8 protein-coding genes, 2 tRNA genes and 3 rRNA genes are annotated in these 12514 nt (G+C 57.1%); 12 read left to right on the forward strand and 1 reads right to left on the reverse strand.

Annotation, left to right across the window (positions count from 1 at the left end):
• Positions 1-72 precede the first annotated feature (72 nt).
• The 12 genes from MUN81_RS08060 to MUN81_RS08115 all read left to right on the forward strand — a co-directional run bounded on the left by MUN81_RS08060 (position 73) and on the right by MUN81_RS08115 (position 11375).
• Positions 73-1586 (forward strand): 16S ribosomal RNA (locus MUN81_RS08060).
• A gap of 130 nt (positions 1587-1716) precedes the next feature.
• Positions 1717-1790 (forward strand) — tRNA-Ile (locus tag MUN81_RS08065).
• Positions 1791-1826: 36 nt separating this feature from the next.
• Positions 1827-1900 (forward strand) — tRNA-Ala (locus MUN81_RS08070).
• A 186-nt stretch (positions 1901-2086) separates the two neighbouring features.
• Positions 2087-5006: ribosomal RNA gene (locus MUN81_RS08075) — 23S ribosomal RNA — on the forward strand.
• 110 nt (positions 5007-5116) lie between these two features.
• Positions 5117-5228: ribosomal RNA gene (rrf, locus tag MUN81_RS08080) — 5S ribosomal RNA — on the forward strand.
• Together the 16S, 23S and 5S rRNA genes with 2 tRNA genes alongside form the textbook arrangement of a ribosomal RNA operon.
• Before the next feature lie 307 nt (positions 5229-5535).
• A complete protein-coding gene (locus tag MUN81_RS08085) occupies positions 5536-6858 on the forward strand; it encodes a BatA domain-containing protein (RefSeq protein WP_245116661.1) in 1323 nt (440 codons plus the stop codon).
• On the forward strand, positions 6798-7586 hold the full coding sequence (locus tag MUN81_RS08090) for a hypothetical protein (RefSeq protein ID WP_245116663.1): 789 nt from the start codon (positions 6798-6800) through the stop codon (positions 7584-7586). Before MUN81_RS08085 ends, MUN81_RS08090 begins: the two co-directional genes overlap by 61 nt.
• A 76-nt stretch (positions 7587-7662) precedes the next feature.
• Positions 7663-8220, forward strand: coding sequence for a DUF4199 domain-containing protein (locus MUN81_RS08095; protein WP_245116665.1), 558 nt, complete (start codon positions 7663-7665; stop codon positions 8218-8220).
• Between the two features lie 37 nt (positions 8221-8257).
• The gene (locus MUN81_RS08100; protein WP_245116667.1) at positions 8258-8794 is read left to right on the forward strand and encodes a DUF4199 domain-containing protein; all 537 of its coding nucleotides are present in this window, start codon (positions 8258-8260) and stop codon (positions 8792-8794) included.
• Between the two features lie 22 nt (positions 8795-8816).
• Positions 8817-9767 (forward strand): glycosyltransferase family 2 protein, encoded by a 951-nt coding sequence (locus MUN81_RS08105; RefSeq protein WP_245116669.1) that lies wholly within the window; start codon positions 8817-8819, stop codon positions 9765-9767.
• A gap of 22 nt (positions 9768-9789) precedes the next feature.
• Positions 9790-10926 (forward strand): glycosyltransferase, encoded by a 1137-nt coding sequence (locus tag MUN81_RS08110; protein ID WP_245116671.1) that lies wholly within the window; start codon positions 9790-9792, stop codon positions 10924-10926.
• Positions 10927-10946: 20 nt separating this feature from the next.
• Positions 10947-11375, forward strand: coding sequence for a DUF1801 domain-containing protein (locus MUN81_RS08115; protein WP_245116673.1), 429 nt, complete (start codon positions 10947-10949; stop codon positions 11373-11375).
• On the opposite strand, the gene MUN81_RS08120 is transcribed toward MUN81_RS08115, so the two are convergent.
• Positions 11372-12487: a glycosyltransferase family 9 protein gene (locus tag MUN81_RS08120; RefSeq protein WP_245116675.1), complete on the reverse strand. Its 1116-nt coding sequence runs from the start codon at positions 12485-12487 to the stop codon at positions 11372-11374. The two genes, MUN81_RS08115 and MUN81_RS08120, sit on opposite strands and share 4 nt — an antisense overlap.
• Between the last annotated feature and the right edge of the window lie 27 nt (positions 12488-12514).

The following is a 12514-nucleotide window of genomic DNA, read 5'->3' on the forward strand; positions in this document are numbered from 1 at the left end:
CCATAACGTCAATATGTGAGCAAGGTCAGCACTCGACATCAGCCATGGTTCGCCATGGTGTAGAGAAATTTTACAATGGAGAGTTTGATCTTGGCTCAGGATGAACGCTAGCGGCAGGCCTAATACATGCAAGTCGAACGGTCGTAGCGATACGATAGTGGCGCACGGGTGCGTAACGCGTAACCAACCTGCCCTGAACTGGGGGATAGCCCGCCGAAAGGCGGATTAATACCGCATGACACGAGGTGGCGGCATCGTCTCTTCGTTAAAGATTTATTGGTTCAGGATGGGGTTGCGTGCCATTAGCTAGTTGGGGGGGTAACGGCCCACCAAGGCGACGATGGCTAGGGGAGCTGAGAGGCTGGTCCCCCACACGGGCACTGAGATACGGGCCCGACTCCTACGGGAGGCAGCAGTAGGGAATATTGGGCAATGGGCGAGAGCCTGACCCAGCCATGCCGCGTGCAGGACGAAGGCTTTCTGAGTCGTAAACTGCTTTTGCCAGGGAAGAATAAGGGGGATGCGTCCTCCGACGACGGTACCTGGTGAATAAGCACCGGCTAACTCCGTGCCAGCAGCCGCGGTAATACGGAGGGTGCAAGCGTTGTCCGGATTTATTGGGTTTAAAGGGTGCGTAGGCGGTTCTTTAAGTCCGGGGTGAAAGCCCGTTGCTCAACAACGGAACTGCCCTGGAAACTGGCGAACTTGAGTACAGACGAGGGCGGCGGAATGGATGCTGTAGCGGTGAAATGCATAGATAGCATCCAGAACCCCGATTGCGAAGGCAGCTGCCTAGACTGTAACTGACGCTGAGGCACGAAAGCGTGGGGAGCGAACAGGATTAGATACCCTGGTAGTCCACGCCGTAAACGATGGATACTCGCTGCCGGCGATACAATGTCGGTGGCTTAGCGAAAGCGTTAAGTATCCCACCTGGGGAGTACGCCCGCAAGGGTGAAACTCAAAAGAATTGACGGGGGCCCGCACAAGTGGTGGAGCATGTGGTTTAATTCGATGATACGCGAGGAACCTTACCTAGGCTAGAATGCGCGTGACCGCCTCAGAGATGAGGCTTTCCTTCGGGACACAAAGCAAGGTGCTGCATGGCCGTCGTCAGCTCGTGCCGTGAGGTGTTGGGTTAAGTCCCGCAACGAGCGCAACCCCTATGGTTAGTTGCCAGCACGTAATGGTGGGGACTCTAGCCAGACTGCCTGCGCAAGCAGTGAGGAAGGCGGGGACGACGTCAGGTCATCATGGCCCTTACGCCTAGGGCTACACACGTGCTACAATGGACGGTACAGCGGGTTGCCAACCAGCGATGGTGCGCCAATCCCGAAAAGCCGTTCTCAGTTCGGATCGGAGTCTGCAACTCGACTCCGTGAAGCTGGAATCACTAGTAATCGCGTATCAGCAATGACGCGGTGAATACGTTCCCGGGCCTTGTACACACCGCCCGTCAAGCCATGAAAGTCTGGTAGACCTGAAGCCGGTGCTCCGCAACGAAGCCGGTTAGGGTAGAACAGGTAATTAGGGCTAAGTCGTAACAAGGTAGCCGTACCGGAAGGTGCGGCTGGATCACCTCCTTTCTGGAGCGGCCTTGCTCACGACGTTATAAGTATAAAGTATATTAGCTTGGTTATACTCTTTGTTTGTTTCCTCATTCAAATAATTTTTGAATACGGATTCTACGTTTGCCTTCGGGTATCGTCGAAACCCGGGCTTGTAGCTCAGGTGGTTAGAGCGCTACACTGATAATGTAGAGGTCCGTGGTTCGAGTCCACGCAGGCCCACTAGTACTAGCGGGATTGCTGCTGGATACGAAACTCGGGGGATTAGCTCAGCTGGCTAGAGCACCTGCCTTGCACGCAGGGGGTCAACGGTTCGAATCCGTTATTCTCCACTAATACCTTATATCAATTGGATATAAAAAGAATAGAGTATTTAACGAAAATACAGTGAACGACTGTTTTTCACAAATGTCACTAAGCACAAGAGTGACGCACGTTCTTTGACGTAAGGGGTAACAAAAACGAACCGTGCCGCGCTTGGCCCCCTGGTGGGGCGTTCAACAAGCGTTGGGCACGAAAGCGAAGTAAGCAAGAGCACACGGGGGATGCCTAGGGTCTCAGAGGCGACGAAGGACGCGATAAGCTGCGATAAGGCTGGGGGAGGGGCACATACCCGGTAATCCCAGCATTTCCGAATGGGGCAACCCCGCGCATGGAAGATGCGTGAACCGACTCGCTTGACGAGCGGTGGCAAACGCCGGGAACTGAAACATCTAAGTACCGGCAGGAAAAGAAAATAACAATGATTCCCCAAGTAGTGGCGAGCGAACGGGGAGGAGCCCAAACCGGGTTGGTTACGGCCAGTCCGGGGTTGTAGGGCCGCGACATCTGATTGCATCGAGGTAGCTGAACTGCTTGGGAAAGCAGGCCATAGACGGTGAGAGCCCGGTAAGCGACACTTCTGATGCACGGTAGCGGTACCCTGAGTAGGGCGGGGCCGGAGAAACCCCGTCTGAAGCGAGCGGCACCATCCGCTAAGGCTACATACTCCTGAGACACCGATAGTGAACTAGTACCGTGAGGGAAAGGTGAAAAGAACCGGGAATACCGGAGTGAAAAGAACCTGAAACCGTGTGCTTACAAGCAGTTAGAGGGCTTTTGTGGCCTGATAGCGTGCCTTTTGCATAATGAGCCTACGAGTTACTCCTCCCCGGCAAGGTTAAGGACTTCAAGGTCCGGAGCCGCAGCGAAAGCGAGTCTGAACAGGGCGCGCAGTCGGGGGGGGTAGACGCGAAACTTTGTGAGCTACCCTTGAGCAGGTTGAAGGTGCCGTAACAGGCACTGGAGGACCGAACCAGTTTCCGTTGAAAAGGATTTGGATGACTTGAGGGTAGGGGTGAAAGGCCAATCAAACTGAGAAATAGCTCGTACTCCCCGAAATGTATTGAGGTACAGCGTCGGCGTGGAGGTCAGTGGAGGTAGAGCTACCAATAGGACTAGGGGGTGTCAGAGCCTACCGAATCCTGATGAACTCCGAATGCCACTGGCTATAGCCGGCAGTGAGGCCTGGGGTGCTAAGGTCCCCGGCCGAGAGGGAAAGAACCCAGACCAACAGCTAAGGTCCCTAAATCTAGGTTAAGTTGAACAAAGGAGGTCCAGTTGCTTTGACAGCCAGGAGGTTGGCTTGGAAGCAGCCATTCCTTTAAAGAGTGCGTAACAGCTCACTGGTCGAGCGACCGGGCATCGATAATACGCGGGCATCAAACCTAGTACCGAAGCTTTGGATGTAGTCTGCAAGATGACTACGTGGTAGGGGAGCATTCTCCTTGCGGTGAAGCCGCGTCGTCAGGCGCGGTGGAGCGTGGAGAAAAGCATATGTAGGCATGAGTAACGATAATGCGGGTGCGAAACCCGCACGCCGATAGACTAAGGTTTCCAGCTCAACGCTAATCGGAGCTGGGTTAGTCGGGACCTAAGGGGCAGCCGAACGGTGAACTCGATGGACAGCAGGTTAATATTCCTGTACTGATGATAGCAAGTGATGCAGTGACGCAGAAGTGAAAGCACCGCGGGCGGACGGAAGTGCCCGTTGAAGGCCGTAGGTATTGGGAGAGTAGTTAAGTACGCTCACCTAGCCGAAAGCTGATAGTACCGCACGAGTTTCGACTCACGCGGATAGTGTGCCTAATCCGACTGCCAAGAAAACCTGCTAAGCGTTTTAATGCTATTATCACCCGTACCGCAAACCGACACAGGTAGTCAAGGAGAGCATCCTGAGGCGCTCGAGTGAATCACGGCCAAGGAACTCGGCAAAATGGACCTGTAACTTCGGGAGAAGGGTCGCTTCCTCTTGGCAACAAGAGAAGCCGCAGTGAAAAGGCCCAGGCGACTGTTTAACAAAAACACATGGCTTTGCTAACGCGCAAGCGGACGTATAAGGCCTGACACCTGCCCGGTGCCGGAAGGTTAAGAGGGGACGTTAGCCGCAAGGCGAAGCGTTGAATCGAAGCCCCGGTAAACGGCGGCCGTAACTATAACGGTCCTAAGGTAGCGAAATTCCTTGTCGGGTAAGTTCCGACCTGCACGAATGGTGTAACGATCTGGGCGCTGTCTCAGCCGTGAGCTCGGTGAAATTGTAGTCTCGGTGAAGATGCCGAGTACCCGCCACGGGACGGAAAGACCCCGTGCACCTTTACTATAGGTTGCCATTGGTGGTGGGTTCAGTATGTGTAGCATAGGCGGGAGGCGCTGAGCCGGGGACGCTAGTTCTCGGGGAGCCGACGTTGAAATACCGCCCTTACTGTGCCTGCTGCCTAATCCCGGAATCCCGGGAGACAGTGGCTGCTGGGTAGTTTGACTGGGGTGGTCGCCTCCAAAAGAGTATCGGAGGCTTTCAAAGGTCCGCTCAGTCCGCTTGGTAACCGGACGCAGAGCGCAATAGCAGAAGCGGGCTTGACTGTGAGGCCGACTAGCCGAGCAGGGTCGAAAGACGGATATAGTGATCCGGTGGTTCCGCATGGAAGGGCCATCGCTCAAAGGATAAAAGGTACGCCGGGGATAACAGGCTGATCTCCCCCAAGAGCTCATATCGACGGGGAGGTTTGGCACCTCGATGTCGGCTCGTCACGTCCTGGGGCTGGAGAAGGTCCCAAGGGTTCGGCTGTTCGCCGATTAAAGTGGCACGCGAGCTGGGTTCAGAACGTCGTGAGACAGTTCGGTCCCTATCTGTGGTGGGCGTTGGAAATTTGACAGGACCTGTCCTTAGTACGAGAGGACCGGGATGGACCAGCCGCTGGTGCGCCGGTTGTACCGCCAGGTGCAGCGCCGGGTAGCTACGCTGGGACGAGATAAGCGCTGAAAGCATCTAAGTGCGAAACTCCCCTGGAGATGAGATTTCCCAATTGAAGGCCCGTCGGAGATGACGACGTGGATAGGCGGCAGGTGAACAACTGGAAACAGAACAGCTGAGCCGTACTAAGTGGCCGAGGGCTTCGCTCATATTTCGTCAAGCCGCGGGCGCCGCGGTTCGTTTTTGTCCCCTTGCGTCGAGTTATTGAGGGTTGCGTCCCGCGCGAGCGGGAACCAGAACACGCGCAACCCCCGCCAGCAATGGTGGCTTTAGCCCGGGTGTTCACCTCTTCCCATTCCGAACAGAGCCGTTAAGCCCCGGTGCGCCTATGGTACTGCCTTCACCGGTGGGAGAGTCGGTCGCCGCCAACCTTTTTACCGCCCGTCCCCGGGCCGCTTTCGCCAGCGGCCCGGGGACGTCGCGTTTCCGGCCACCCCCAGCCGCCGCCCCGCCTCCGCCGGCCCGTGCGAAACGCCCCCGCCCGCCCGGCACGCCGCCGCCCTGAATGGCTCGGCAGTGGCCGCCTCCGTCCCCGGCAACAACGACTTTATTGTCAAAACTGAAATAAATTCGGCTCAAGAGTCATTTAGGGATTTCTCATGCAACAAGTTGGCTTGGATAGGGTACATTGGTGAAGTTTTCACTGTTCTGCCCATGCTGATTGTACGAGTATAAGTTATGTCGTTATTATATCCGGGATTTTTGTTTGGACTTGGGGCTGTTGTTATTCCAATCATCATTCATTTACTACAACTACGAAAACCACAACGAGTACTTTTTACCAATAATGCAATTATTCGTGATGTTGAACTGATAACAGTGCGACATCGTCGTGTTCAGCAACTAGTAATTCTTCTAGCTAGGATATTGGCTATAATTGCTTTGGTAATTGCGTTCTGTCAGCCTATTATCCCGACAAAAAACGGCCGAGTTGGGATTGCTAGTCAGTCAGTTGATGTATGGGCCGATAATTCGTTTAGCATGCAGGCGCCGAGAGCTACTGGTGAGCGGTTATTTGATGCTGCTGTAGACCAGGCTAAGGTGTTGGGCCAGTCGTTGGGAAGGTCAGAAAAGATTCATTTTGGCCAAGCGGGAAGCAGTGCTTTGGCAAAAGATGCTTTTTTGCAAAAGCTCGCAGAATTGCGGCTGGGAGGAAAGCCAGTGAGGCGAAATGTTGAGGGTAACTCTGGAGAAGCAGTTTATATCTTTTCGGATTTTCAACGGAACCAGTTTACTGCCAGTAATATAGAGTCTTTAGCGGGCGTCAGACAAACGTTGTTGATACCCATGGTAGCAAAGCCAACCGGCAATGCCTATGTTGACAGCTTATGGGTGGAAGATGCTTTTGTTCGAACGCGGGCCAATGTGGGATTGCACATCAAGGTTAGAAATGGGGGAAGTGCCGTGGTAAGTGATTGCCCGGTGAAAGTATACCTTGGAGCGAAGCAGGTAGCTGCTTTTCGGGTGACGGTTGAGCCTGAAGTTTCGGTAGAAACGGTGGTGCAGGTTCAATTGGTGGATGAAGGAAACGCATTGGGGCGAGTGGTGATGGACGACCAGCCTGTATCCTTTGATAATACGTTCTATTTTACGCTACAGCCAGCAACGTCTATTCGCATAGTTGAGATTGGAGAAGAGCCCGCGACTCAGCAAGCGTATGCCAACGAGCCCCTGTTTGCTTACGCATTCGCGAAAGCGGGCCAAATTGATTTTGGTGTCTTGAAGAAGGCCAACCTAGTAATTGTGCGCGAGCTAGCAGGGGTTGATGCTGGTTTGCGCGAAGAATTGGGGCAGGTGGTGAAGCGTGGGGGAAGTGTGGTAGTCGTGCCTCCGTCGGGGGAGCAGGCCGGAGTTCTTACCAGGCTCTGTTTAAGGAATTGGGGATTGGACAAGCGCAGTGGGAGAACGCTGCAGAAGTGCCTGAACTGCGAGAAGTGGCTATGCCCAGCGGCCAGGAGCCGTTTTTTCGCAATGTGTTTGGAGCGCAGTCGCGCGCGGTGACCATGCCGCGTGTGGCGCCGGTATTGCGGTGGGCGCGGACGGGCACCGACATTCTCCAGATGCGGGACGGGGAGAGTTACTTAGCTGAATTTGCAGCAGGCAAGGGAAAAGTATATGTGTTTTCGGCGCCGCTGGCGCGGCCTTACTCAGATTTTACGGAGCACGCGTTGTTTGTTCCGGTTATGTACCGGCTGGCGATGCTGAGCTACCGCAACGAGCACCTGCCTGCTTACAGGCTGACGCAGCCGATAGTAAATCTGCAATTGCCGGAGCAGCTTGCCACGGCGAAGGGCTCGGCTGAAGACGAGGCCAGCATTCGGTTGGTGAAGGACAGCCTCGTGCTCATTCCCACTCAGCGCCGGCAGGGCAGCCAAGTGCGGGTGGAATTGCCGGCGGGCATGGACGCGCCGGGGTTTTACCAGGTGCAGCGAGCCGGAAAGGTGCTGACGACTTTGGCCTTAAACGCCGACAAAGCAGAATCCGAACTCGCGGCGTACTCGGCGGATGAGCTTCGCCGATTGATTGGGCCTAACCACCCGAACATTCGGGTGGTGGAGAGTGCCGCTGATGCTGCGGGCCTGCGGGCGTTGCAAGCCGAGCAAACCGGCACCCCGCTGTGGCGGTACTGGGTGCTGCTGGCGCTGCTGGCGTTGCTGGCGGAGGTGCTGTTGGTGCGATTTGGGCGGCGCGGAAACGGTGTGCCGGTTCGGACGCCGGTGGCGGCTTAGGGATACGTGCTGGGTGGCAAGGGCGCGACGAACCTACGCGCGCACGTAACTTGCCGCTTCAATTCACTGGTAACTTATGGCTGTTTCCTCTTCTGACTCTGCTCCGCGCTACGTTCCCGATTCGCGCCGGCTGGTCATTGGGCTGGCGCTTCGCTTTGGCATTGGGGTGGGCTTGGTGTGCGTGCTGTGGATGGTGGGGCTGCAACTTGCTGGCAACAATGGCTTTGGGCCAAAGCAATTGATGGCTCAGCTGCTGGTGCCGATGGCGGCCGTGGCTAGCCAATGGGTGCTGCGCCGCTCCGTGAAACCTAACAAGCCTGGGTTGGGGCGCTCCCTGGGAGTGGGCGTGCTGACGGTTTTGCTGGCGGCGGCGGTGTCGGCGGTAGGGGTATTGGCGCTGGCTGCGGGGGCCGGACCGACGGCCGTGGCCCAGCACCGTGCCGAGGTGAAAGAAATTGTGCAGGCCCAGCAACGGCTGGCGGACAAGGGGACGGTGACGGCCACGCAGCGTGCGCAGCAGCTGCAGAAAGTGGAGGCGCTGACCGTGGGCGACATGGCCAGCAGCAATTTTCTGCAGGTATTGGTGCTGGGATTGGTGCTGGCGGTGCCAGCGGGGATATTTCTACGAGAATAATTTTTTATACCTTTCGCCCCACATTTTACCTGCGCCCATGGAAACTAATGCTACTCCTGTAACCACCACTTCTGTAGCCCTGCACTACGGCTTGCTATTAGCCGCGAGCGGCATATTAGTCGATTTTCTTGTTCGAATTGCCAATTTTAGCTTTTTGACCTATGGCATAGTGGCTGGGCTTACAGCACTAATTGTGACGATAGTCTGGATTGTACTTGCTCATTCTGCCTTCAAAAAAGCGAACAATGGGTTGATGACATTCAAGCAAGGGTTAATTATTGCTATGATAATGGTTTTGCTTTCCGCAATTATAGCAAGCCTTTTTAATTTCCTCTATCTGAATTACATCGATGAAGATTTTGTCGAGAGAATGAAAGCTGGCATGACTGAGTTCATGGAGAAAAATAATGTTCCAGAAGACCAAATAGCCAAAAGCACGGCCAAGTTTGATGAGATGAACGTGGGTATAGTTCAGTCACTGCTAAACGGACTGAAAAACGGCGTAATAGGCGGACTTGTCTTGGGCGCATTGATTACCGCATTTACCAAACGCAGCCACCCCGAGTTTGAATAAATCAGCCACTGCTGCCTTTCCGGTGGAGATATCCATCGTGATTCCTTTGCTCAACGAAGCAGAGTCTCTGCCGGAGCTGACCCGATGGATTGCCCAGGTGCTTCGCCCACGCGGGCTCACCTATGAGGTGATTTTGATTGACGACGGGTCGACGGATACCTCCTGGGAGGTCATTGAGTCCCTGGCGGCCGATGATGCGGCGCTACGAGGCATTCGTTTCAACCGGAATTATGGCAAGTCGGCGGCGCTGAACGTGGGATTTGAGGCGGCACGGGGCCGGGTGGTGTGCACCATGGACGCCGACCTGCAGGACTCGCCCGAAGAACTGCCCGAACTGTACCGCATGATTGTGGAAGACAAGTTCGACCTCGTGAGCGGATGGAAGCAAAAGCGGTATGACCCGCTGTCGAAAACCATTCCGACCAAGCTGTTCAACGGCGCCACGCGGCTGATGTCGGGCATTCAGCTGCACGATTTTAACTGCGGGCTGAAGTCGTATGACTCGCGCGTGGTGAAGAGCATTGAGGTGTACGGCGAAATGCACCGCTACATTCCGGTGATTGCCAAGTGGAACGGCTTCCGCAAGATTGGCGAGAAGGTGGTGCAGCATCAGGAGCGCAAGTACGGCTACACCAAATTCGGCCTGGAGCGGTTCATCTTCGGGTTTCTGGACCTGCTGAGCATCACGTTTGTGGGGCGCTTCCGGCGGGCGCCGATGCACTTCTTTGGCACGCTCGGCACGCTCTCGTTTATGCTCGGGCTGTTGATAACCCTGTGGCTGACGGGCGAGAAGGTGTGGCTTTCGCTGCACAACCTGAAAGCGCGGCAGGTGACGGAGCAGCCCCTGTTTTTCCTGGCGCTCACGGCGGTGGTGGTGGGCGTGGTGCTGTTTGTGGCGGGCTTTCTGGGCGAGATGATACAGCTCAACGGCCCGCGCCGGAACGACTACCTGGTGCGCGAAACGGTGAACTGATTTTTCTCTTACCCAATAGTCTATGCGCGTCGTCATCATCGGCCCGGCTTACCCGTTGCGCGGCGGGTTGGCCACCTACAACGAGCGGCTGGCGCGGGCTTTTCGCGAAGCGGGCGACGAGGTGCGGCTGGTAACGTTTTCCCTGCAATACCCCAATTTTCTGTTTCCGGGCCAGACCCAGTTCAGCACCGAGCCGGGGCCGGCCGATTTGAACATTGAAGTCAGCCTGAACTCGGTAAACCCGCTGTCGTGGCTGGCGGTGGGGCGTCGGCTGCGACGTGAGCGGCCCGATGTGGTGATTTTCCGGTTCTGGCTGCCGTTTATGGGGCCGGCGCTGGGCACGGTGGCGCGGCTGGTGCGCGGCAACGGCCACACCCGCGTGGTGGCCATTACCGACAACGTCATTCCGCACGAGAAGCGGCCGGGCGACGGGCCGCTGACGCGCTACTTCCTGAGCGCCTGCGACGGGTTCGTGACCATGAGCCGCAGCGTGCTCGACGACCTGCGCGGGCTGGGCTTCGGTACCAAACCGGCCCTGTACCGGCCGCATCCGCTCTACGACAACTTCGGGCCGATTAAGCTCAAAGCGGACGCGTTGGCCGCGTTGAACCTGGCCGACACGGCGGGCTATTTATTGTTCTTCGGCTTTATTCGGGCCTACAAAGGGCTCGATATTCTGCTCGAAGCCTGGGCTGATGCCCGCGTGGCGGCGCTGCCCATCAAGCTGATTATTGCCGGCGAGTTTTACGAAGATGCCGCGCCATACGAGGCGCTCATTCGGCAGCATCAACTGGAAAGCCGGATTGTGCGAGCCACCGATTTCATCCCAAATGAAAAGGTGGTGGACTATTTCTGCGCGGCCGATTTGGTGTTACAGCCCTACAAAAACGCCACGCAAAGCGGCGTGTCGCAGATTGCCTATCATTTCGAACGGCCCATGCTGGTAACGGATGTGGGCGGGCTGGCCGAGCTGATTCCGGACGGCGTGGTGGGGTACGTGGTGCCGCCCACTCCGGCCGCCATTGCCGATGCTATTGTGGATTTTTATACCAACCGGCGCGAGGCGACCTTCACGGCCGGCGTGCGCGAGCAGAAAAAGCAATTCTCGTGGCCGGTGATGGTGGCGGCGCTGAAGGAAGTGGCCGGCAAGTTGACCTAATTCGCCCCAAAACCTCGCCCATGAGCGCCGCCACTACCGCCGAAGCATTCGAAGCATTCGAAGCATTCATTGCCGCCCTGCCCGCCGAGCGGCAGGAACCGGCGCGGCAGTTGTGGGAATTGGTGCGCGCGACTGTGCCAGCAGGCTACACCGAACACATTGGGCGGAAATACCTGGAGTTCCGGGCCGGCAAGGAAATGTGCCTGGCCCTGGCCAACCAGAAAAATTACCTTAGCCTGCATCTACTACCCGTGTACATGATGCCGGGCTTGCGCGAGCGGTTGCTGGCCGCCGCCCCGAAGCTGAAGATGGGCAAGGGGTGCCTTAACTTCAAACGCCTTGAGGAGCTGCCGCTGCCGGCACTGTCTGAGGTAATTGCCGCCACGCCGATGGCCGACTTTCTGGCGCACATGCAGGCGGTGCGAACCGCTAACCGCGTAAAAAATTAAGCAACCGGCGCTGCGAGCGGCACACTTTTCTGCACGGCATGCAGCACCTTGGCGGCCGGCAAATCCTCCATGCAGCTGGTGCCCAGGCGGCAGGTGCCGCGGTAGAAACACACGCAGTCCTTGTTGGGCTGCACGAGCTGGCCACGGCCGTAGAGGTCGAATTCGTGCGGGTTGAAGATGTTGTTCATCAGGATGGTGGGCTTGCGCAGCGCGATGCTGATGTGCATGCCCATGGTCACCTGCGTCACGATGCCGTCCATTTGGTGCATCAGGTTGATGAACTGGGGGAGGGGGAAGGTGCCCAGATAGGCCGCGCCCGTAGCGGCGTGCAGCTCGCGGTTGCGGGCGTCTTCTGCCTCGCCGCCCAACAGCACGGGCGTGTAGCCGGCCGCCTGCAGGCCGTGGATGAGCTCAATCCACTTTTCGGTGCTCCAGAGGCGGGTGGTCCACCGGTCGCCGCAGCCGGTGTTGAGGCCGATGCGGGGGCGGGCGGTGGGCAGGGCGGCCCAGTTGTAGCCTTTGTCCTCGTGGGTGTCGAACACGTATTCTTCGCCGCGGAAATCGAAGCCGCAGAGCTCAAAGATTTCCTGCACGTAGGGCTTGGTGTTGGCCAGGCTGGTTTGGTCGAATACGCCGGTGAGGAATTTGTGCTCGGCCAGCGCGTTCACGGGCCAGGCCACGCCGTCGTAGGGGCGCAGGGCGTAGCCGTACTTTTCCTTGGCTTCGATGCTGTTCAGCAGCGCGCAGGCCTCTTTTTCCTTGTCGAGATTGATAACAACGTCGAACTGCCGACCCTGCAGCTGCAGCGCGCTGGCGAAATCGAACTTCAGAATCTCCTCAATCTCGCCCTGGGGCAGAATGGCCGGCGTGTGCGTGAGCCAGGTGATGTAGCACCCCGGCCGCTCCTGGCGCAGGCGGCGCAACAGCGGCGTGGTCCGGATGACGTCGCCAATGGCCCCGAGCTTGATGATGAGCACGCGGCTGGTCACGGGCGCATACACGGGGCAGCCTTCGCACACGTAGCCGTCGGTTTTGTTGGGGCGGCAGGGCAGGTCGCCGCGGAAATGGCGGCAGTCGGGGTTGACCAGGGTGTGGTGCAGCAGGTGAGGCACGGCGGCAAGAGGCAGGAGATGAAAGGG

The sequence above is a fragment of the Hymenobacter sp. 5317J-9 genome (assembly GCF_022921075.1).
In the GTDB taxonomy this organism is placed as follows: Bacteria; Bacteroidota; Bacteroidia; order Cytophagales; family Hymenobacteraceae; genus Hymenobacter.